The following is a 22,203-nucleotide window of genomic DNA, read 5'->3' on the forward strand; positions in this document are numbered from 1 at the left end:
AGAAGGACAGCCACTTGGTTGAAAAGGACAACCTGCTACGCGTGGCGCGTTCAGAACACTTTCAAGACGCGCAGGTTCAGGCGTGCGCCTTCCTTGAAGCCTTGTTCGACCTCGATGTCGGTGCCGATCTGGGCCTGAATCTGCAGCGTGGGCTCGATGAAGTGCGTGACGGTGAAACGCCCATAGGAGGTGGAGACCCCGTCGTGCTGATCGACCCCGTTGACGGTGGTCGCCGAGCCAGTGATGTAGCCGCCGCCAACGGCGAAGGTGGTGCTCGGCGTCCAGTTGTAGCGCACGGCGGTCTGGTACTCGTAACGGGTGTTTTCTTCCAGCTTCGCCCCGGTCGAGCCGAAGTCATTGTTGTCCGACACCCATGAGGCTTCAGCCACAGTGTCCAGCGCCCATTTCGGGGAGAAATGGTGGATGTACGCCGCCTGTAGCGTGGCGCGCCAGCGGTTCTCGCCGAGGTTCAGGGCATCGTTTTTATCGTAGCTCCCCACCGGAAAGGACAGGTAGGGTGCCAAAGCGAAGATGTCCTTGTTCGCGGTGGGCAGCGTCCACTTCAGTGGCGCTGTGATGATCGGGTCGCCGATGCCTCGGGTATCGCCCAAGGCGCCGACATCTCCCGAGGCGTTCAGTTGACCGAAAGGCAACAAAATCTGCGGTTCCCATGAGAGGTTTTCTGACAGGCCGATGGCGTGCACATACCGCAGGATGCCGATGTCCGAACTGAGTCTGGCGTCGTCGGAGACCTTGTGGCCGTTCTGGTACAGATCCGAGCGGTCGGCGTGCTGGTAGTAGAGCAGCAAGGCGTTGGCGCCGGCCGGCAATGGTTCGAAATCACCGGGAGCTACCTCGATGGCCTGGCTTTTGACAAAGGGCAGCATGCACAGCACGAGTAAAGAGTGACTCAACTTCATGATCGATTTCCTGACAAAAGGGCCCCCAACCCCATGCGCTAGAGATGGGGGGCCAAAAGATGTTTGGGAGGTCTGTGTCAGGGCGGAATTCGGATCAAGACCGCCCGTGGACGCCGGGTAGCGTCAGACGTCAGGTTTTAGGGATCACCGCGTCACGCAACATGCCGGTCTGCGGGTGGCAGTTGATGTACTCGAACACTTGATCCTTGGCGTCGGATACCGAGACTTCGTGATAGAGCCGTAGCTTCGACAGGCTGGTGGCGACCCGAAAGAAAGTCACGAAAATCCGCAGATGGGTCGGATGGGATTCGGCCCAGCGCTCGAGTTTTTCCAGGGAGCGCCAGTGACCGATGTTGTAGCTCAGGTTCAGAAAATTGCCGTCCAGGTCGATGTAGTTCACGAAGCGATTGCTGTAGCAACCCAGGTCTTTGCCACTGTCGCGCAGGAAGTCCATACCCGCCTGCAGCGTCGGCAGAATTTCGTTGAGATAGAGCGATCGTTCTTCTTCGCCGGCATCCGCCCAGTCCTGGCCGGAGCGGATCAGCGCGACATTGTCGTGGCCTTGCACGACCACGCGCCCACCTGTGGCCGGGTCGCCGGCGATGACCGTAAGTTCACCGGAAGGAGCCATCCAGTCGGTCTGGGAAATCGGGAAGCGGTCACGCATCGATCCCCAGTAACCGTGTTCTTCGATGTCGTCACTGATGGTGTCCATCACGGCGCCAACGCCGGGCAACTCATCGCGAAAGCCATACAGCGTCTCGAACTGCTCGGCCCGCGGCGCGACAATTTCCCGAAAGTAACCGAGACTGTCGCTCAGGCGATCCTCCGAGGACCACCATTCGATTACCTCAGGCGTGCGCAGCCAACGACAATACGCGGCGGGGTCTTTCCAGTAACCGACGATCATCAGGTTGTCGTAACCGCTGTTGTCGGTGTGGTGGGTCAGGTCATGGCTCAGAGGGCCATCGGGCAAACTCAGGCTGGCGGCAATGTGGCGCATCGCGTGCAGAGCCGCTTCACGCTGGTCCTCCCCGCGGTATTGCACACCCCAATACCCCATCACTACTTGTTCTACTCGCTCATCGGCGCGTCCGACCCACATGGGGAAGGGGGGCTGGTATTCATCGGGGACGCGACGAGACAACGTCCGCGGGCATTTGAGGTGCTTATCGATCGCAGATTCCATGGTGGGCTCCTTGGTTTTATTTTTGGTATGCGGTTATCTGTTCAACGTTTCGACGGGCGCGGGTACCTGGAGGTTGGCGCAACCAGTCGACGCCGCAGCACCAGAGTCCCCAGCTCTAACAGGTAGGTGGCGAACTCTTCAGGTGCCAAGTCGCGCATCTGCAAAAGCCAGGATGAATCGGACTGTCGCTGCTGCTCTGGCAGTTGCATGGGACACCTCATCAGTTGTGGTTGGAGGGGCACGGTGTGGGGTAGAAGTTAGGCGGGGACGGCGCAGTACGCTTGGCTCGTACGGACAACCGTTTGGCTAGAAAGGACAGGCTCTGAAAACAGGAATACGATGAGCTGAATTGGTGCGCGCACTCCGTCAGGCGGCGAATGCATGTATCGATAACGGGCAGGAGTAATCCGTGTGAAGTGTTAGCGGGATTCGCTCACGCAGCCTCTATCCCGAGCGTGCGAGCGTCTGGCATTTCAGGCGCACATAACGTTGGCAACCCGAAAGGGGAGTGGCCTGCTATTTGCTAAGTAGGGAATCAACGTTACCGTCACCCTTATTGTTCAGTCGCCGCCGCGAGGTGAATGCCATGAGCCATAGCAATCAGTATTCAACCCTCGCCGTTGCGGCTCCACGTCGCTTTGATTACTGGAAAGAAGTGGTGTGCCGTCATTGCCTGGCGGCGGACAGCAAACCGTTGGCGCAGAGCGATTTCGACGGGGCGCTGGAGGTGCACGGCATGGGCCCGCTGGACATCTGTACGCTGTCCTCGCCACTGCATTATTGGGAGCGCGCGCCCCGGCACTTGCGCAGCGGTCCGGATGAGGATCTGTGGCTGGGTTTCACCCGGCGAGGCTATGGTGAACTGGAACAGGCAGGGCGCAAGGCAACGCTAGCGGCGGATAGTTTGTTTCTTTATGACGCATCCCAAACGTTCCGATTCAGTCTGGGTGGTACCGAGAACCACCTGGTTCGCATTCCGCGACAGTTGCTCAGCCAACGGTTGCCAGGCGTAGCAGGTTGCACCGCCGTGGTTTTGGACGATCGCCGTCCAGGGGTGATTCCGTTGCGCGAGATGTTGCATCAAGCGGCGAGCATTCCTGCGAACTTTCAGGATGAGGGGTTATCCAACCGCTTCTCCAACACCTTGCTGGATCTTCTGGCGATCAGCCTGGAACTCCAGGACCTCAAGACGACCCATGAAGAATTGGATCTTTATGGTCGGATCATGAACTACATCCACCAGCATTTGACCGATCCGGACCTGTCGATCGAGCGCATCGCTCAAGTGCATTATGTGTCCACGCGAACCGTCACACGCGCTTTCGCCCGTTACCAGAAAACGCCGGTCGCGGAGATCTGGAAAGAACGCCTGATCGCGAGTCGCGAGGCAATAGAACGCGGGCAGGTACGCAGCATTTCTCAAGCTGCACTGGATTTCGGTTTCTCCGATTTTTCCCATTACAGTCACGCTTTTCGCAAGGCCTTTGGTGTGGCTCCTCACACACTCCTGCGTCGGAATTGAGCAAGGCCACTCACAATCCCCTCGAATCCAAACCGCAAAGCGTTGCCCACGCCGTCCCGCGCGCAATGTTGAGTGTCATCAGGATCACGACCTTTGCCTCACCAGAATGTGGGGTGTGACCGGGGACCAGTCAAATTTTGCGAGGCAGCAATGGCCAGTTCACCGGTACACGATTTGCCGAAAATCTGGATGTTGCGCTGGCACTTGGCTTCGAGACGCGGCCTTCTAAAATTTAGGTCTGTCGCTAAAGAAACTTGATCGGATAATTGATGATGAGACGGTTTTCATCGATGTCGTAACTGCTGAAATCTCGGCGTAGCGTTGAATTGCGCCAACGCACCGACATGTCTTTCAACGGGCCGCTTTGAATGACGTAGGCCAGTTCGGATTCTCGCCCCCATTCTTTTCCATGGTCAGTGGCGTTGGTTTGAACATGGTCACCGCTGAGGCTAAGTTGTAGTCGCTGAACCTAAGCGGCCAGGTGAATGCTCTCAGCGACACCGCGATCAATAATAATGTCTTTCGCAGGCGCTTGGGCGAGAGTCTTAACCATTTGCTAGTCGCGGATGGACGGGACAGTGAATCGCCACGGACGGTAGTAGGCGTAAAAAACACTGAGCAAACCTAAACTGTTGCTGCTGACTGAAAACTGACCCATTAGAGGCTGCGATTTCTGCCATAGCTTTACCGCCGCTAAGTGTTTTCGCACCCACTGAAAAAAAAGCTTTCGGATCACTCCGAAAGCAAACTGCCGAACCCGCAACCGAGGGTGACCAAACCGCAGGAATAGCAACTGTTGTCCGTCAGTATGCGATTCTGCATGCGGGTTCAAGCAGAGAAACTACGGGCAGTCGCTTGGCCGCTTCAGCATGCTCGGGCAAAGTGGATCACAGGGAGCGATAGAGCACGAACATGGCTGTAGCTGCAATGGTCGCGGCTGACACAATGTTGAGTGCTCCTCGGCTATTGGATAATCGCGATGCCAGGCAAGCGCCAACCATTCCACCTCCAAATCCACCAAGTATGAACGTGCCCGCCAGAGGCCAATCCACATAACCAGACAGGGCGTAGCTTGCAGCGGTTGTCAGTCCAAATGCGGTGACAGCAACCAACGAAGTTCCCACTGCCAGAAGGATAGGCATCTTGGTAGCAGCGATTAGTCCTGGAACGACCAGAAATCCACCACCGATGCCGAAGACCCCGGAGAGCGTCCCAGCGAGGCCGCCCATGAGGGCCAACCTTGGGGCATGTTCACTGCATCGCACTGTTTCGGCTGAAGTGGCTGAGCTTCGATTCTTCAGCATGAGAGCGGAGACTACGAGCATCAGCATCGCAAACAATGCGAGAAGCTTATGACCGTCGATGGCTTTGCCGATAGTCGAGCCAACAGCTGCACCGAGCATACCGACAGCTGTAAAAATCATTGCACAGGGCCATTTCACATTTCCGCGTCTGGCATGGTTGGCAAGATTGGTGGCGGCATTGGCTGCAACAGCGATTGCGCTCGTGCCAATGGCTACATGAGGTTGATCTACCCCAACGAAGTAAACCATTAAGGGTACGGCCAGTATTGATCCGCCCCCGCCCACCAAACCTAGTGTCAGGCCCACTACCGAACCGGCAACTCCACCAAGTGCGTATTGCGAGAAACTTAACGTGAGCATCACATACCCTCACGAGAGTGTGGCGATATTGATTTGACGAGTCGAGCAGAGCCACTCCCTTCCCTTGAGCATTGCGTTCCAATAGATGCTTGGAAGGGCATAAGACTTCAAGTGCCAAGCGAGGCGAGAAGGTCGCCGTCCATCAATGAGCCAGGAGGGGAAGGTAGGTTTCAACTTGCCGCCGTAGCAGAATTCGGCCAGTACAATTTTTCCTCGCTCAACGGTCAGGGGGCATGAACCATAGCCGTCATACCCTGCTGTGAGTGGCCCCTCTTCGAGGCAAGCGAGGACATTCTCGGCGACGACAGGTGCCTGTTGCCTCGCAGCTGCTGCCGTTTTTGCGTTCGGCGTGTCGGTGGCGTCTCCGAGGCCAAAGATGTTGGTGTAGCGAACATGCCTGAGGGTGACAGGATCGACCTCTACCCATCCGCCACTGCCTGCCAGTGGGCTTGATCTGATGAAGTCAGGAGCGGTCTGGGGAGGGCACACATGAATCATGTCGAATTCAAGGGTTTCGAACACCTTGGTGCCGTCGGTTTGCAGGCGAGCGAACTTTGCCGTTCGGGCATCACCGTCGACTTCAACCAGTGTGGAGCCAAAGTTCAGGTCGATCTGATAGCGATCGATGTATTCCATCAGCGCTGGAACGTAGTCCGGTACACCGAACAGTGCATTACCTGCGGTATGGAACTGGATGCGATTCAGCAACCCCTCTCGTCGCCAGTGGTCGGCGGAGAGGTACATGGCTTTCTGAGGCGCTCCGGCACATTTAATGGGCATGGGAGGTTGAGTAAACAGGGCGCGTCCATTCTGCAGTTCTTGAACCAGCTTCCAGGTATATGGCGCCAGATCAAAGCGGTAGTTAGACGTCACCCCGTTCTTGCCAAGTGACTCCTCAAGACCAGGAATTGCTGCCCAATCCAATTTCAGACCCGGAGCGACGATCAGCGCTCGATATTTCAAGCTCGAACCACTGCTCAAGTAAACTCGATTTTCTTCTGGCTCAAAGTGGCTGGCGGCAGCACGCTCCCAGATCACGCTGTCGGGAATAAGAGAGGCCATAGGGCGAACAGTTTGATCAGGCGTGAATATGCCTCCACCTACCATCGTCCATCCTGGCTGGTAAAAATGTTTGGTGGCCGGGTCGACAATACAAATCTTCAAATTTTTACGGCGCTTGAGCAAGCTTGCGCAGGATGCCAAGCCTGCGGCCCCAGCACCAATGATGACTACGTCATAGAGCTCTTCCGAAATGCCTGCTCGGTTTTGCATTTCCATCAAACTTGGTTGTAACGATGAAATGTCAAAGCCAGCCCGGGCCGCTTGAGCTATCAGCTCTGTTGCCGGGCGCGAAGACGCTTTGGCCAATGCCCAAAGCTGGGTGGAGCGCGTACCGGTTCTGCAAAAAGCCAAAATCGGATCGTTGTTTAGTTTCAGGGCCACGGCGAAAGCGGAAATATCGGTGCTTGAAATGGATCCGCTTGTAACCGGCAAATATATAAACTGGATGCCGGCATTCCGAACTGCCGCCGCGATGGATTCGCTCGATGGTTGATCCGCAGATTCATTGTCATGTCGATTGCAGATGACTGTGCGAATACCGGCATTCACCAGGTCTGGAATATCTTCAGGAGTGATCTGTCGTGAGACAGAAATACCATCTGCAAGGTTGATTATTTGCATGCAAGGACTCTCTTTTTTAGCGGTCGCGCTTAAGCGGATAGGGCAGTGCCGCGACCTGACCTGACCTGCCCTGCTATTTCAAAGCAGGTTCAGGGGGATTTTCAGATAGCGGATACCGTTGTCCTCGGGCTCAGGAAAGCTCCCTCCGCGCATGTTTATCTGGACAGAAGGCAGCATTAATCGCGGAGTAGAGAGGGTGGCGTCTCTTGCATCTCGCATCGCAACAAAGCTTTCCTGAGATACTCCATTGCCTACATGGATGTTTGACTGACGTTGCGCTTCGATTGTGGTTTCCCACTCAAAATGATCTCGGCCCGGCGCCTTGTAGTCATGGCACAGGAAAACTCGTGCTTCAGCTGGCAAGTGCAGGAGCCTCTGCATTGACTTGAACAGCGTCGTGCTGTCGCCGCCTGGAAAATCGCACCGGGCAGTACCGTAGTCGGGCATGAATAGCGTGTCACCGGGGAACACCGCGTCGCCAATCACGTACGCGATGCAAGCGGGGGTATGGCCTGGAACATGAAGCGCAATTGCTTCTAGTCCGCTCACCGTAAAACTTTCGCCATCGACGAAAAGATGATCGAACTGACTTCCGTCTCGGGCGAACGGGCTGCCCGCGTTGAACAGCTTTCCGAACGTTTCTTGGACGACTTTTATGTCCGACCCGATCGCAATTTGTCCACCCAACCGGGACTGTATGAGAGGAGCGGCTGAAAGGTGGTCGGCATGCACATGGGTTTCAAGCAGCCAGCCAACCCTCAGGTTGTTTTCCTCTACGTACTTCATCACTGCCAGAGCTGAGGAATCCCTTGTTTTGCCGCTTGCGGCATCGAAATCCAGCACGCTGTCAATAATTGCGCATTCGTTGCTATCCGGCCCCCTGACCACGTGACTGACCGTAAATGTTTCGGGGTCAAAAAAAGAGTGGACGATTGGGCGACACGAGTCATTGGCGGTTGCCCGCTCGACGATCTGGCTGGCTACATTCAGCGAGATGTCATTGCTTAAATCAGGCATCAGGGCACTCCTGGAAGACTTACTCTTTTACGATTACACTATTTAGATAAGTATGCAATTGTCTGGTGCTTTTAAGGCTTCGTCGACGCTGATGCCCATGCAGGTTACGATTGGGGGCTGATTCTGGAGAGGACTGTATGACGTTGGATGCCAAGCCCGCTGACGAGCTATTTATGCCCCCGCTACGGCAAGGTGAGAGGGCGCCTGAATTCACAGCGAGAACAACTTTGGGAGACGTGTCGCTAAGCGACTACCGTGGTCGCTGGCTACTCTTGTTTTCCCATCCGGCGGATTTCACACCCGTCTGCACAAGCGAATTCATCGCCTTCGCCAAGGCCAAACCGCACTTTGATGAAATGGGTTGCGAGCTGTTGGGATTGTCTGTCGATGGCTTGTTCTCTCACTTGGCATGGATTCGGGACATTCGTGACCGTTTTGGTGTGGAGATCAATTTCCCTATCATTGAAGATCCCTCCATGGCGATCGCTCGTGGATATGGCATGGTTGGCCCTGATGCCGCTGATAGCTCCACGGCTCGAGTGACTTATGTAATCGACCCCGAGGGGATTATTCGTGCCATGAGTTGGTACCCGATGAATATCGGGCGTTCGGTCGACGAGTTGATTCGATTGGTTACCGCCTTGCAGGCCTGTGATGCCAGTGGCGCCTCGACTCCGGAAGGGTGGGTCAAGGGGGGCGCCATGCTTGAGCCCGTGGCATTGAGTGCATCCGAAGTTTTGCTCGTGGAGCCTCGTGCTGATGAGGCATGGTACTTTCGCTGGAGGAAGCTCTGATGTCCCTGACGCAGGAAGCCCTTGAGTCACTCAAGTCAGAAGCTGTCGCCGCCGCTGACCTAGTGCGCCTGATAGGTACCCCGACAAGGCTGCTGCTGCTTTGCCACCTGGCCCAGGGCGAATGTTCCGTAGCTGAGCTTGAAAGAGAGTTGGGAGTGCGTCAGCCAGGGCTATCTCAGCAGCTATCAGAGCTGAGGCAAAATAATCTCGTCAAAACGCGCCGGGAATCTAGGTCGATTTTTTATAGCATTTCCGACCTGAGGGTGCTGAGAGTTCTGGAGGGCTTGCACTCCGCCTTGTTCAAAGAACATGTTGCGACTGCGGAGCGGCCACGGCTGGTGGCACTTAATTCGCTGCCAGGAGAGGCTGCACAGTTTGCCAAGGTGATTCGGTAAACATGGCGAGTTCTTGAATTTTACTGTTTGTGGTCATTTGTTTCCCTGCCTAGTCTATTTTGATTGAAAATATGCTGCCATGCGAAGAAAGCGCGGCATTATTTGAAAAGTAATTTTTCCCCCTGAGGTATAGGCTTTCTCGGCATTAACCGCTGTAGATATGAGCCCATAGCCTGCGTTCCCGGGCTCGTTTTCTATGACACAAAGAGCGAGAGAGCCCCATGCTGGAAATTCGTCATCTAATGGGTATTCACATGCTGCGGGAGACCGGCAGCCTGCATGAGGCCGCAAAAAAGTTACACGTCACTCAATCGGCTCTATCACATCAATTTTCGGGATTGGAAAAGCACCTCGGCTCGTCGCTTTTTGAGCGCAGAACACGGCCGGTACAGTTCACCCGTATCGGACGACGGATTCTCAAGCTAGCAGACTCATTGTTGCCACAGCTGCGCTCGGTTGAGTGCGATCTGGTCGACTTGGCTGAAACGGCCGCAGGCCGGATCACGATGGCAGTAGAAAGTAGCGAGTGGGCTCATTGGCTCATCCCGTTAATCAACCGATTTCGAGAAGAGTGGCCTGAGGTTGAGCTGGATATGGTGACTCAATTTCCGCGCAATCCTGGTGACGCTGTCAGTGCCATGGATGTCGATCTGCTGCTTTGCGCCAGTGCTGTGAAGGCACCTGGGGTGATCAGCGTGCCGTTGTTCACTTACGAGCTGCTGCTGGGGGTGGCGAATACTCACCCTCTAGCTAGCAAAGTCTTCATCACCCCGGAAGACCTAGCCACGGAGACGTTAATCACCTCATCCGCCGAGCGCTCCAAGCAGCCCATTTTCGAGCAGTTTTTAGGGGCTGCCGGTGTTGAACCGGCGCGGCATCGGTCGTCTGACGCGTTGATGTCAGTTTCCCACCAGGTCTCAACTGGTAGGGCTGTTTGTTGCCTGCCAGATTGGGTTATTCGTGGGGTTTGCTCTCAAGGTCGCCTGGTTTTCAAATCGCTGGGAATGGACGGTTTGCATGTAACGCTCAACGCAGTCCTGTCTCTCGATTCGTTGGAGGCACCACACATGCGATATTTTCTGCTGGCGGCCCAAGAAGGCCCTCGTGGTTGACTGTCTCTGACGATAAGCTCTGACCCACCTCCGTTATTACCGCTCTCCTGCATCCTTGGTGTGGGCTGGATTGGGCTGTAAGTGCGGTGGTGGAGAGGGCTATGGCGCACGCATTATCTCCGAATTCGCACGCCTGCGAGCCTCTGCTGTGCAAGAGGCCTGGGAAGAGGCGTGCCAACTGCTTTGAGTTCATTTGTGCCAAAAATTCACGAAACTCTCGCCTAAATCCCACTTTTTAAAGTGCGATGAATCGCTAAGAATGGGCATGCCGACGAGGGGCTAGCTTAGGATGCGCTAGTGCAGACTTTTCTCTGGATCTGACGCCATTTGCGGAAGACCTAACTGAGCAAAAGCTCACGAACTATAGAAATGAAATAACGAGGCCAAAGAGCCCGCGCTTCAACCAAATATTCTGCTTTAGGCTTGTATTTGATGTACTGATGGCAAGTCGGCTAACTAACAATAATTAATTGGCAGTAAGGTAAGTGTATGGAAGGCGTAAAACAACAGGCGTATTTGGGCGGTTATGCGTCTCGAAAAACCGTGCCGTTTACAAGCTATGATATGGGTTGGGTGGTTTTGTGTATAGGGATGGCCATTGGCTCTGGTGTAATTTTTATGCCTATTCAGATGGGTGTAAAAGGAGTCTGGGTCTCTTTGATTTCGCTGCTCATTGCATACCCGGCAGTGCATTTTATGCAGGAGATCTATATTCGGTCTCTTTCTAAAAGTAAAGCCTGTGAGGATTATAATAATATTGTCAGTCAGTACATTGGCAGGAACTGGGGTATCGTTCTAAGTATATTGTATTTTCTAATCATGCTTAACGGTATGCTTTCATACTCGTCTGCAATCGTGAGGGATAGCGCTTCTTACCTTCAAACCTTTCATATTACCTCTGGGTCTGTTGCGAACTCTCCTTGGTATATATTCAGCTTCATTGCTGCGATGGTTGCAATAGCGTCCAGGGGCGAGCGATTCCTGTTTAAGGTTTCAGGGCCAATGATTGTTGTGAAGATTTCGATCGTTATGTTCCTTGGTCTATCGATGATTCCATACTGGAATATTAACAACTTAGGTCTGCATGTCTTTCCAAGCTTCTCTACTTTGCTAGTTGATGTGCTGCTAACGCTGCCATTTGCCATGTTTTCAATTTTCTACGGCCAAATCCTTAACCCGATGAACGTAGCGTTTAGGAAAATTGAAAAAGATCCTGAAGTCGCTACATACAGAGCTCTTCGTGTTCACCGCGTAGCGTTGGTGATATTGCTTGTAGGTGTCGGTTTTTACGCACTTTCGTTCATGCTGTCGATTAATCATCAGCAGGCGACTGAGGCTGTTTCAGCAAAAATTTCGGCACTGGCCCTTGCCGCTCAAGTAATGCCCGGTGATTTTGTTCGAGTGTTGTCAACTGTCCTGAACGTTGTAGCTATCTTTACGGCATTTTTCGGAATTTACTTAGGCTTTCAAGATGCGCTAAAAGGCATTCTTTCGAACGTCATGGGGCGTTTTGGCGATAAAGCGCAAGGTTTCAAGCGAATTCAGGGGTATGTCGTCGTTTGGACTTCAATTGCGCTGATGGGGGCTTGGGTAGCTTTCGGTGTGTCGGCGATGTTGCTGATCCAGATCACTGTTCCAATTTATGGTCTTGTTGCCTGCATTGTTCCTGCGTATCTGGTGTTAAAGGTGCCGGCGCTACAAGAATTCAAGGGCTTCAAAAATACCTACACGATGGTGTTCGGGGTTGCGTTGCTGGTCGTTCCTTTGATGATGTTTTTAGAGAATTAAATTGCTAAATATTGTGGGGTGTCATCTGAGTCTTGGTTAATTGACGCCTGTATTATTACGGAAATTCTCGATCTCCTTATCCCAGGGTGGTGTTTCACCGAACTCTACTACCAAGTGATCAATGAAGCTCCGCACCATAGGGTTAGAATATTTTGATCGGTAATACATAGCGTACAGAGTGTGATGAATTACTGGCTCATAGTCTGGCAGTACGATTGACAGCTGACCGTTGATGATGTCTCCAGATACCAAGTAAGTCGGTAAGCAGGCGATACCTTGGCCGGCCACAGCTGCTTCACGGAGTGCGATGCTTGAGTTCGATGAAAGACGAGGAGAAGGTCTGATGTTGATGGGTTTACCAGCTTTAAGAAACGACCATGCGCCATCTTTCGTCATTGCTGGATAGACTAAGCATTCCAGTTGGTCTATTTGCTCAGGACTCTGAATTCTAGGTTTTGAGGCAAGGTAGGTTGGGGAAGCACAATAAATCCAGCGAATGGGTGCCAGTTTTCTCGCGGCATAAGTCCACGTGGTGTCGGACGTGATGCGCAATACAACGTCTACGTCTTCCTCGGCCAAATTTATTAGACGGTCATCTAGCAGTAAATTGGCGTTAACTTTTGGATATGCATCCAAATACTTGCTTAAGAAGAGAGAAGCCTGTTTAGAGCCGAACGCAATAGAGCTTGAAATTCGGAGATTGCCTTCTGGCTTTACGAACTGCCGTGCTACATCAAGCGTGTTCTCTACATCTGAAAGAATGGCGTTCGCGCGTTCGAGGATGATACGACCATGCTCGGTGAGCACCAGACTACGGGTTGATCGCTTGATCAAGAGAACGCCTAGGCGCTCTTCCAACAGTGACAGGCTTTTACTTACTGCGGAAGGAGACAGACTGAGTTCCCTGGCCGCCGACGAAAGACTACCCAACTCAGCTATTCGCGAAAAAATAGTTATTTGTGTCAGCGAAGCGAAATTTTTCATTGGAAGAACTCGACATCAAGTGATGTGTGCTTTCAGAGGAGACGGGTCTGAAAGTAGCAGGTAGTTTGTAAGTGCGTCCTGAACAAAGATCGCTAGTGGCGATGGTTCATTTGACCGGAATCAACGAACGCAAATTCTACTGGAGGATTTCAGTTCAAGAAGTGAAAAACTCGATTGCATTTCCTTAACTCCCGGAATGGTGCGCAAGCGATTCAATGCAAATTTCGAGAAGGTTTCAAGGTCTTCTGCGAGTACCTGAAGCAAGTAGTCGTGCTGGCCAGAAATGTTATGGCAAGCCATCACTTCGGGCATCTCTAGAACCCATTTCTCGAAGGTGCGGCATGTCGATTCGGTGTGATTGTCCAGAAGGATGCTCACGAAGACGACAACCCCCAGGCCCATTAGGTGCCTGTCCAGCACCGCTTGATAGCCCTTGATCACACCGATCGACTCCAGGCGTTTAAGGCGTTTCCAGCATGGGGACGGCGAGAGCGCGACTCGCTCAGCTAATTCAGCGTTGCTGAGTCGGCCGTCATCCTGAAGGATTCGTAGGATTTTTATATCTGTTTCGTCAAGTTCAATTTTAGCGTATGGAGATTTCATGAATTGCAACCTGTGTAGAAGGATCTTTCTCATACTATGACTTTCGTGACAAAAATGGAAAGAATCTTTTTGAGGGTTCTCGATACACTGATTTCGTCCACAGCGAGTCCGAACCGTCGCCCTTAGGGCGATCGAGAGGCGCGTGGGTTCTCGATTCCAAAACAAAAGAAGAGGCGGAAATGTCTTACTCCAGCTATCACAAGAAGAAAATTGCCGATCAAGAACTGCATCCAGAAACATTGATGATGTCGTACGGTTACGATCCGTTTCTGTCCGAGGGGGCAGTCAAGCCGCCGGTATTTCTGACCTCTACGTTCGCCTTCCGCACCGCTGAAGATGGCGCAGAGTTCTTTGACGTCGTTTCCGGTCGCAAGCCTCTCCCTGAGGGAGAGGCCGCAGGCCTGGTGTACAGCCGATTCAACCACCCCAACCTGGAGATCGTAGAAGATCGTCTGGCCGTGCTGGATGGTGCGGAAGCCGCAGCTGTAACTTCGAGTGGTATGGCTGCAATTGCTGCAGTTCTGCTCGCGTTCCTGCGTCCGGGTGACCAGATCGTTCAGTCGGCGCCGCTCTATGGTGGTACCGAGACACTGATCGCCAAAATCCTTCCAGAATGGGGTATCGGTTCTCACGCAATCGGAGATGGCCTCTCGCGTGAATCGATTCGAGAAGCGCTGGAAGCAGCGGCTCGGCAAGGTACGGCTCGTATTTGCTACATTGAAACCCCCGCAAACCCAACCAATACACTGGTTGATTTTGAGGCCATCAAGGCAGAGATTTTTGAGTTCACCGGCCGCCATGGCTATCGCCCGCTGGTTGTTTGCGATAACACACTGCTCGGCCCGATCTTCCAGAAGCCGATTCAGCACGGCATAGACATGTGTGTCTACTCGTTGACCAAATATGTGGGTGGTCATAGTGATCTGGTTGCCGGCGGTATTACCGGTAGCAAGGAGCTCATCGCCAAGGTTCGCGGCATTCGCAGCGCCTTTGGTTCGCAGCTTGATCCCCATTCCTCCTGGATGATTTCACGCTCGATGGAAACGCTGGTTCTGCGCATGAAGCAGGCTGCTCGCAGTGGCAGTACGATTGCCCAGTGGCTCGCCAAGAACCCCCACCAGAAAATCGAAGTTCTGCATCCAGAGCTGATTCAGGACAAAGCATATCAGGCGGTTTACGAGCGCCAGTGCACTGGGCCAGGTTCGACTTTTTCTTTCATTCTCGATGGTGGTCGCGAGCGTGCCTTCAAGTTCATCAACGCGCTGAGCCTGTTCAAGTCTGCAGTTAGCCTCGGTGGTACCGAATCGCTGGTTTGCCACCCAGCTTCGACTACCCAATCAGGTGTGCCGGCCGAGCTACGCGCCAAAGTTGGTGTGTCTGAAGGTCTGATTCGCGTATCGATTGGTCTTGAGCACGAGTCGGATCTGATTGCCGACCTAGAAAATGCTCTGCGTAACTGCTAAGGCCATCAAGTAGCGAGGTGAGAGATGAACAGCGTGTCAAAAGGGGTGCTTCCATTGCACTACTCCGGTGATATTGATCCTTCCGAAACGCAGGAGTGGTTGGAGGCGCTTGACGGGTTGGTGAGGGCAAACGGGCACGAGCGTGTCCAGTTCCTACTCAAAAAGATCGAAATCCATGCCCAAGAGTTGGGTGTAACCACCCCTCAGGGGCCATATTCGGCCTACCGGAATAGCATTTCCCTGGAGTCTCAGGGTGGCTATCCGGGCGATTTGGCGGTCGAGGAGCGTTTGACTGCTATCTTGCGCTGGAACGCGTTGGCTATGGTGGTTCGCGCTAACCAGGCCTATGGCGATCTCGGCGGACATATCGCCAGCTACGCATCTGCAGCCGAAATCTTTGAAGTGGGCTTCCAGCACTTCTTCAAAGGCCCGGACGCACCGGGTGGTGGTGACTTGGTGTACTTCCAGCCGCACTCAGCTCCGGGTATCTATTCGCGAGCTTTCCTTGAGGGGAGGCTGAGCGAAGAACAGCTATCTCGTTATCGCCAAGAGGTAAATGGCGGCGGCTTATGCTCTTATCCGCATCCATGGTTGATGCCAGACTTTTGGCAGTTTCCTACGGGGTCGATGGGCATCGGCCCGATGAGCTCGATCTACCAGGCTCGCTTTATGCGATATCTGGAGCACCGTGGCTTGGCCGAGACGAGCGGACGCCACGTTTGGGGTGTGTTCGGTGACGGTGAAATGGACGAGCCAGAATCTATCGGCGCGCTCACGCTTGCGGCCAGGGAAAAGCTCGACAACCTGACCATGATCATCAACTGCAATCTGCAGCGTTTGGATGGCCCTGTTCGCGGTAATGGCCAGATCATCCAGGAGCTGGAATCTCTGTTCGCAGGGGCAGGCTGGAACGTAATCAAGGTACTTTGGGGTTCTGATTGGGACGCGCTGTTTGCCAGAGATACCGACCACGTTCTGCTGCGCCATCTTGCCGCGACGGTCGATGGCCAATACCAGACCCTGGGTGCGAATGATGGTGCATTCAACATCACGCATTTCTTCGAACAGGATCCTCAGGTCAGAGCGCTTGTTGCTCACATGACCCCCGAAGAAATTGATGGTTTGGAGCGTGGTGGTCACGACTTCAAGAAGCTTCACGCGGCATTCGCAGCAGCGAAGGCTCACAAGGGGCGGCCAACCGTCATTCTTGCCAAGACCAAGAAAGGTTATGGCATGGGCGGCGCCGGCGAATCTCGCATGACCTCGCACCAGGCCAAGAAGCTCGACCTAGATACCCTGAAGGCTTTCCGTGACCGCTTCAAGCTTCCGCTCAATGATGAAGCTGTAGCCTCTTTGCAATTCTTGAAGCCTGCTGACGGCAGCCTCGAAATGCAGTACCTGCAGAAACAACGTGAAAAGCTTGGTGGCTCGCTGCCAGCTCGTCGTCCACGTGGGGATTCTTTGCCGATTCCAGTAATCGAGAGCTATGCCAAATTTGCTCTTGATGCGGAAGGCAAAGAGATGTCGACCACCATGGCGGCAGTGCGAATTTTCGGGAACATCCTCAAGGACTCCAAACTTGGCCCGCGTATGGTGCCGATCGTTGCGGATGAAGCGCGTACCTTCGGTATGGCGAACATGTTCCGTCAGATCGGTATCTACTCTCCGTCTGGTCAACTGTATGAGCCAGAAGATGCTGGATCCATGCTGTGTTATCGCGAGGCGAAAGACGGTCAGCTGTTGGAGGAGGGAATCACTGAGGCGGGCGCGATGTCCTCGTGGACTGCTGCTGCTACTTCCTACAGTGTCCACGGCGTCTCGATGCTGCCGATTTACATCTACTACTCAATGTTCGGTTTCCAACGAGTAGGCGATCTGATCTGGGCGGCCGCAGACCAGCGTGCTCGAGGCTTCCTGTTTGGCGCAACGGCGGGTCGCACGACGCTTGGTGGTGAAGGGTTGCAGCACCAGGATGGTTCGAGCCACATGATGGCGGCTACGATTCCGAATTGCCGCGCCTACGATCCTGCATTCGCCGGCGAACTCGCTGTGATCATGGACTATGGCATGCGCCAGATGCTGGATCGACAAGAGGACGTCTTCTATTACCTGACGGTGATGAATGAGAACTACGCCCAGCCAACACTGCCAGATTCTGCGCGTGAGGGAGTCATCAAGGGCATGTACCTATTCAACGAGCAGAAGCTCGAGCAGCCCAAGGGGCGTGTGCGACTGCTTGGTTCGGGTGCAATTTTCCTCGAAGTTCAGAAGGCCGCTGAGATCCTGGCGCGCGAATGGCAGATCGAGAGTGAGCTGTGGAGCGTCACCAGCTTTAGTGAGTTGGCTCGCAATGCCCGTGAGGTAGAGCGTGGAAATCGCCTTCACCCTGAGGCAGAGCAACAAATGTCTCATGTCCAGAGTTGCCTGCAGGGTCAGTTGCCTGTTGTCGCCGCGACAGACTACGTGCGTGCACTTCCTCAGCTGATTTCTAGCTATATCGATGGCCGCTATATCGCCCTCGGTACTGACGGCTTCGGCCGCAGTGACACCCGCAGTGAGCTCCGTGAATTCTTCGAAGTGGATAGCAACAGCATTGTACTGGCTGCGCTCGACGCTCTGGCAGCAGAGGGCACCGTGGATCGCTCACTGTTGGCTGATGCAATTCAGCGGTTGGGAATCGACACGGGCATGGCTGCCCCTTGGAATCGTTAACCGGGTAGATGTTTGTTGATTGCTGATTTGAGGAGTTGTGAATGGACAAGCTCAAGCTCCATGCGGAAACGCTCCTGACTCATTCGGGTCGGGAGCACGATCAGATAGGCGGAACTGTGAATACACCGGTTTACCGGGCGTCCACTCTCCTGTTCCCATCTGTGAGTGCTTTGCAGTCCGTGCAAGGTACGCTGAATACCTACGGTCGCCATGGCAGTCCGACTACTCGGTCATTAGAGCGTGCTCTTTGTGATCTGGAAGGCGCTGGGGGAGCAATGCTTACCCCGAGCGGTCTCAGCGCTGTCACCACGGCATTGCTGGCCAATCTCAGCCCAGGTGATCATTTGCTGATGACCGATTCGGTCTACGATCCGACTCGGGCCTTTTGCAATGAGACCTTGGCACGTTTCGGCATAGAGACGACCTACTACGATCCAACGATCGGAGCGGGAATTGCCGAATTGATGAAGCCGAATACCAAAGTTGTATTCCTGGAAACGCCAGGATCTCTGACATTTGAAGTGCAAGATGTTCCAGCCATTTCCGAGGTCGCACACGCACATCATGCGATTGTGATTATCGACAATACCTGGGGGACACCTGTCAATTTTGCATCGTTCAAGTATGGTGCCGATATTTCGGTTCATGCTGCGACCAAATACATCGTGGGGCATTCTGATGTGCTGATGGGGGTCATCATGACCACAGAGGCTCTGTATCCCAAAGTCAGAACGTTCTACAAGCAATTGGGTGTATCTGTTAGCGGTGACGATGCGTACCTGGCGCTGCGCGGTATGCGCACACTTGCTGCTCGTCTCGATCGGCATCAAAGCAGTGCGGCGGCGGTAATGGATTGGCTGAAGGCCCAGCCGGAGGTCGACCAGATCCTGTCGCCCGTTCTGCCTGGCAATCAGGGCCACGAAATCTGGAAGCGTGACTTCACGGGTTCTAACGGACTGTTTGGCGTGTTGTTGAAACCGGCCTCGGATGCAGCCATGAGTGCAATGCTCGATGGCTTGCAGATATTCGGCATGGGATACAGCTGGGGTGGTTTTGAAAGTCTGATTATCCCAGCGAACCCTTCGGCTATTCGTACTGCAACTTCATGGAAAGCAACTGGGCCATTAATCAGGCTGCATATCGGACTTGAAAATCCAAAGGATTTGATTGCGGATCTTAATCTCGCATTTGGGAGGCTGCGAGAGGCTAATCGCTGAAAAGCAGGGCGCGTGTGAAAGAACATTAATAGAAAATTCTTGAGCTTAAATTCTGTCGTGCTTTCAATCCAATAAGGATAAAAATATGAAACACAATAATAGTTTCAAAGCTAGTTTCAAAATTGCGGCCACTGTTATTGCATTGAGCATTAGTACTTGGGCGTCAGCGGATCAGTTGAGCGATATCAAATCACGCGGTGAGATGGTGTGCGGTGTTCTCGGAACAGACGAGCCGTTCAGTTTCATTGGCGACCCGGCTAACCGTCAGGTTGTTGGGTATGACGTGGATCTATGTAAAGCCGTTGCGGACAGCCTGGGCGTGAAGCTTGAGATCAAACAGTTGTCGGTAGCTGCTCGTATTCCGGAGTTGCAGCAAGGGCGTGTTGATATCCTGGCAGCGACGCTCACGCACACGAAAGAGCGTGAAGAGCAGATCGACTTTTCCACGGCAACCTTTGTTACCGGTGCAAAAGTCATGGTCAAAACGTCGAGTGGGATCGATGCCATTAGCCAACTCGCCGACAAGCGTGTGTTGACTATCAAAGGCACCACCATGGAACAAAACATTCGGACTGCGGTGCCTTCCGCCAAGGTGATTTCGTTTGACACTGGCCCTCAAGCACTTCTCGCGCTGAAGCAAGGGAAAGGTGTCGGGTTTGCTACCGACGAAGCAACCCTTGTGAAACACTATGCAGAGCTTGGTGACGATTCGGGTAATTACACGATTCTCACGCAAAATCTGTCTACCGAGAATCTGGCTCTTGGTATCAGAAAGAATGAGCCTGCATTCAAAGCGCAAGTCGATAAAGTCTTGCTCGACATGGAGACTTCCGGTGACGCTGAAAAGTTGTTTATGAAGTGGTTTGGCCCAGCAACAAAAATGAAGTATGCGAGTCGCGCGTTCAAATTTGAACAAAGCACTAACTGATATATGACAGCAGCCCGGCTTCGGCCGGGCCACGGACTTGATCATGAAAAATTTCGATCTGTCGATGCTGTTGTCTGGGCAGTATCATGAATGGCTGGTCAGCGGTGTCTTGCTTTCGGTACAACTGGCTGTAATAACTCTGATTTTCGCAGTACCTCTGGCAATAATAATTGCTACGTTGAGAATGGCGCCTTATGCCGTACTTAGAGGCGTGGCGATTTCGTATGTCGAGGCCATCCGCAACGTTCCGTTACTGGCTCACATGTTGTTCTGGTACTTCGGCGCTCCTGAGTTCTTGCCTGAGGGAATCAAGGAGTGGCTTTATGACCATAACTTTGAAGCGGCTAGCGCTGTCATTGCCTTGGTACTCTACACGGCGGCCTTTATGTCAGAGGATATTCGCAGTGGCCTGCGCTCTATTCCCAAAGAGCAAATGGAAGCGGGAAGAACGCTGGGCTTCGGATTCATGAAGACCATGCAGCTTGTGATTCTTCCGCAGTCGCTCAGGGTGACCGTACCGCCACTGATCAACCAGACGCTGAATTTGTGGAAGAACACCAGTATCGCAATGGTGATTGGGGTCGCGGAGTTGATGTACCAGGCTCAACAAGTGGAAAGCTCCACGTTCCGTGGTTTTGAATCATTTGCCTTCGCGACTGCTGGATACATCATGGTTTCCTTGATCATTTACGCAATCTCGTACCTCTACCAGCAGCGCTATCCGGTAAGGAGTGTCTGACCATGATCGACGTATTCCAAACATACGGTCTCTACTACCTTATCGGTCAGTATCCCAACGGCCCGCTTGGAGGTTTGCTGCTCACGCTGCTTCTTGCGCTGGCTGCACTGGTGCTGGCGTTTCCTGTCGGGGTGGTCTTAGCGCTCTGCCGCATCAGTCCTTTCGCGTACTTGCGGGTGCCAGTGACGGGTATCACCTACCTGATCCGTGGCACACCGCTGCTGATGATCATCTTCTGGGCATATTTCTTATTGCCCACGATCACCGGAGAGCGAACGGATCAATTCAGTACGATGTTGGCAGCGCTGGTAATTTTCGATGCGGTTTATCTTGCTGAGATTATTCGTGCGGGCATCCTTGGGCTGCCGAAGGGACAAATGGAATGTGCTCGTTCACTCGGCTTCTCCTATGTTTGGGCCATGCTTCTTGTTGTTCTGCCTCAAGCATTCAGGAATATGCTCCCGTCGCTGGTGAATCAATTTGTGTCAACAGTAAAAGAAACATCGCTTGGCTACATCATTAGTTTGTCAGAAGTGTCATTCATTGCTTCTCAGATCAACACAATGGTGCCGACGAAGCCTGGTGAAGTTTATGCAGTGCTTGGCTTCACTTACTTTGTGATGTGTTTCAGCCTTTCCCGGTTCGCTTACTGGCTTGAAAGACGCCTTGCCGTTCGTATCATAAAGGTATAACTACAATGATTAAGCTTGATAAGGTAAACAAGTGGTACGGTGAATATCACGCACTGGCCGACGTTAGCCTGACAGTCGCCAAAGGTGAGGTTGTCGTTGTCTGTGGGCCTTCAGGGTCTGGTAAATCAACCATGATCCGTACGCTCAATCGGCTGGAGGAAATCCAGGGTGGAAACATCTATATCAATGGAGTGGATGTTCACGATCGGAAAACCAAGGTTAATGAGCTGCGTAGTCACATTGGTTTTGTTTTCCAGCAGTTCAATCTTTTCCCTCACTTGACGGTATTACAGAACTGTACATTGGCCCCGATCCGAATTCGAAAAATGCCGAAGAAGGAAGCTGAGGGACTAGCGATGAGTCTCCTCGAGCGAGTTGGCTTGGCGCACAAGGCTTGCGCTTATGCATCCGAGTTGTCTGGAGGTCAGCTGCAACGTGTGGCTATTGCTCGTGCGCTGGCGATGAAGCCTCCCGTAATGTTGTTTGATGAACCTACGTCTGCCCTCGACCCCGAAATGGTCGGTGAAGTGCTGTTGGCAATGAAGTCACTGGCCAAAGAGGGTATGACGATGGTTTGCGTTACCCATGAAATGGGCTTTGCCCGAGACGTTGCTGATCGTGTGGTGTTCATGGATCAAGGACGGATATTGGAGAGTGCAGAACCAGATACTTTCTTCACTCAGCCAGCACATCCCCGCGCTCAGCGGTTCCTGTCAGATATCCGTTCGCCGTTCGCCAACTCCTTGCCAAAAGCATCCTGAATTGGTGTCTGAAGGTGGTG

The 22,203-nt window shown here is 53.2% G+C and carries 20 protein-coding genes and 1 pseudogene; 12 read left to right on the forward strand and 9 right to left on the reverse strand.

What is annotated here, in order from left to right; translation table 11 throughout:
- Positions 1-50: 50 nt before the first annotated feature.
- The 3 genes from AC3ITY_RS14005 to AC3ITY_RS14015 form a co-directional block, all read right to left on the reverse strand.
- Positions 51-920, reverse strand: a complete 870-nt coding sequence (locus AC3ITY_RS14005; protein WP_489309954.1) for a transporter — start codon at positions 918-920, stop codon at positions 51-53.
- Positions 921-1,050: 130 nt separating this feature from the next.
- A complete protein-coding gene (oxdA, locus tag AC3ITY_RS14010) occupies positions 1,051-2,109 on the reverse strand; it encodes an aliphatic aldoxime dehydratase (protein ID WP_489309956.1) in 1,059 nt (352 codons plus the stop codon).
- Positions 2,110-2,150: 41 nt separating this feature from the next.
- Positions 2,151-2,318, reverse strand: coding sequence for a hypothetical protein (locus tag AC3ITY_RS14015; protein ID WP_489309958.1), 168 nt, complete (start codon positions 2,316-2,318; stop codon positions 2,151-2,153).
- 377 nt (positions 2,319-2,695) lie between these two features.
- On the opposite strand from AC3ITY_RS14015, the gene AC3ITY_RS14020 reads away from it, so the two are divergent.
- Entirely contained in the window at positions 2,696-3,631 is a 936-nt protein-coding gene (locus tag AC3ITY_RS14020; protein ID WP_489309960.1) for an AraC-like ligand-binding domain-containing protein, read from the forward strand.
- Between the two features lie 244 nt (positions 3,632-3,875).
- On the opposite strand, the pseudogene AC3ITY_RS14025 reads toward AC3ITY_RS14020, so the two are convergent.
- From AC3ITY_RS14025 to AC3ITY_RS14040, 4 genes and pseudogenes are all read right to left on the reverse strand, one after another.
- A pseudogene (locus tag AC3ITY_RS14025) lies at positions 3,876-4,079 on the reverse strand (OprD family outer membrane porin); the annotation flags it as partial.
- Between the two features lie 439 nt (positions 4,080-4,518).
- Positions 4,519-5,295 (reverse strand): sulfite exporter TauE/SafE family protein, encoded by a 777-nt coding sequence (locus AC3ITY_RS14030; RefSeq protein WP_489309962.1) that lies wholly within the window; start codon positions 5,293-5,295, stop codon positions 4,519-4,521.
- A gap of 9 nt (positions 5,296-5,304) precedes the next feature.
- Entirely contained in the window at positions 5,305-6,978 is a 1,674-nt protein-coding gene (locus AC3ITY_RS14035; protein WP_489309964.1) for a bifunctional protein tyrosine phosphatase family protein/NAD(P)/FAD-dependent oxidoreductase, read from the reverse strand.
- Between the two features lie 78 nt (positions 6,979-7,056).
- Positions 7,057-7,995 (reverse strand): MBL fold metallo-hydrolase, encoded by a 939-nt coding sequence (locus AC3ITY_RS14040; protein WP_489309966.1) that lies wholly within the window; start codon positions 7,993-7,995, stop codon positions 7,057-7,059.
- A 137-nt stretch (positions 7,996-8,132) separates the two neighbouring features.
- On the opposite strand from AC3ITY_RS14040, the gene AC3ITY_RS14045 reads away from it, so the two are divergent.
- From AC3ITY_RS14045 to AC3ITY_RS14060, 4 genes are all read left to right on the forward strand, one after another.
- Positions 8,133-8,789 carry a peroxiredoxin gene (locus AC3ITY_RS14045; RefSeq protein WP_489309968.1) on the forward strand — a complete coding sequence of 219 codons (657 nt, stop codon included), beginning with the start codon at positions 8,133-8,135 and terminating at the stop codon, positions 8,787-8,789.
- Positions 8,789-9,184 carry an ArsR/SmtB family transcription factor gene (locus AC3ITY_RS14050; protein ID WP_489309970.1) on the forward strand — a complete coding sequence of 132 codons (396 nt, stop codon included), beginning with the start codon at positions 8,789-8,791 and terminating at the stop codon, positions 9,182-9,184. Before AC3ITY_RS14045 ends, AC3ITY_RS14050 begins: the two co-directional genes overlap by 1 nt.
- 221 nt (positions 9,185-9,405) lie before the next feature.
- Positions 9,406-10,296 (forward strand): LysR substrate-binding domain-containing protein, encoded by an 891-nt coding sequence (locus AC3ITY_RS14055; RefSeq protein ID WP_489309972.1) that lies wholly within the window; start codon positions 9,406-9,408, stop codon positions 10,294-10,296.
- 489 nt (positions 10,297-10,785) lie between these two features.
- Positions 10,786-12,084: an SLC5/6 family protein gene (locus AC3ITY_RS14060; protein ID WP_489309974.1), complete on the forward strand. Its 1,299-nt coding sequence runs from the start codon at positions 10,786-10,788 to the stop codon at positions 12,082-12,084.
- A 36-nt stretch (positions 12,085-12,120) separates the two neighbouring features.
- On the opposite strand, the gene AC3ITY_RS14065 is transcribed toward AC3ITY_RS14060, so the two are convergent.
- Together AC3ITY_RS14065 and AC3ITY_RS14070 are read right to left on the reverse strand one after the other, a co-directional pair.
- Complete coding sequence (locus tag AC3ITY_RS14065) at positions 12,121-13,068, reverse strand: LysR family transcriptional regulator (RefSeq protein WP_489309976.1); 948 nt, start codon at positions 13,066-13,068, stop codon at positions 12,121-12,123.
- Positions 13,069-13,188: 120 nt separating this feature from the next.
- Entirely contained in the window at positions 13,189-13,671 is a 483-nt protein-coding gene (locus AC3ITY_RS14070; protein ID WP_489309978.1) for an Lrp/AsnC family transcriptional regulator, read from the reverse strand.
- Between the two features lie 179 nt (positions 13,672-13,850).
- Between AC3ITY_RS14070 and AC3ITY_RS14075 the strand changes: the two genes are divergently transcribed.
- The 7 genes from AC3ITY_RS14075 (at position 13,851) to AC3ITY_RS14105 (ending at position 22,183) form a co-directional block, all read left to right on the forward strand.
- Positions 13,851-15,134, forward strand: a complete 1,284-nt coding sequence (locus tag AC3ITY_RS14075) for a cystathionine gamma-synthase family protein (protein ID WP_489309980.1) — start codon at positions 13,851-13,853, stop codon at positions 15,132-15,134.
- Between the two features lie 24 nt (positions 15,135-15,158).
- Positions 15,159-17,846, forward strand: a complete 2,688-nt coding sequence (mdeB, locus tag AC3ITY_RS14080; protein WP_489309982.1) for an alpha-ketoglutarate dehydrogenase — start codon at positions 15,159-15,161, stop codon at positions 17,844-17,846.
- 41 nt (positions 17,847-17,887) lie between these two features.
- Positions 17,888-19,063: a cystathionine beta-lyase gene (gene metC, locus AC3ITY_RS14085; RefSeq protein WP_489309984.1), complete on the forward strand. Its 1,176-nt coding sequence runs from the start codon at positions 17,888-17,890 to the stop codon at positions 19,061-19,063.
- A gap of 85 nt (positions 19,064-19,148) precedes the next feature.
- Positions 19,149-19,991, forward strand: coding sequence for an ABC transporter substrate-binding protein (locus AC3ITY_RS14090; RefSeq protein WP_489309986.1), 843 nt, complete (start codon positions 19,149-19,151; stop codon positions 19,989-19,991).
- A 43-nt stretch (positions 19,992-20,034) separates the two neighbouring features.
- Positions 20,035-20,730 (forward strand): amino acid ABC transporter permease, encoded by a 696-nt coding sequence (locus tag AC3ITY_RS14095; RefSeq protein WP_489309988.1) that lies wholly within the window; start codon positions 20,035-20,037, stop codon positions 20,728-20,730.
- A 2-nt stretch (positions 20,731-20,732) separates the two neighbouring features.
- Entirely contained in the window at positions 20,733-21,422 is a 690-nt protein-coding gene (locus AC3ITY_RS14100; protein ID WP_489309990.1) for an amino acid ABC transporter permease, read from the forward strand.
- A 5-nt stretch (positions 21,423-21,427) separates the two neighbouring features.
- The gene (locus AC3ITY_RS14105; RefSeq protein ID WP_489309992.1) at positions 21,428-22,183 is read left to right on the forward strand and encodes an amino acid ABC transporter ATP-binding protein; all 756 of its coding nucleotides are present in this window, start codon (positions 21,428-21,430) and stop codon (positions 22,181-22,183) included.
- Positions 22,184-22,203 lie beyond the last annotated feature (20 nt).

This window comes from Pseudomonas sp. GL_091 (assembly GCF_057837725.1).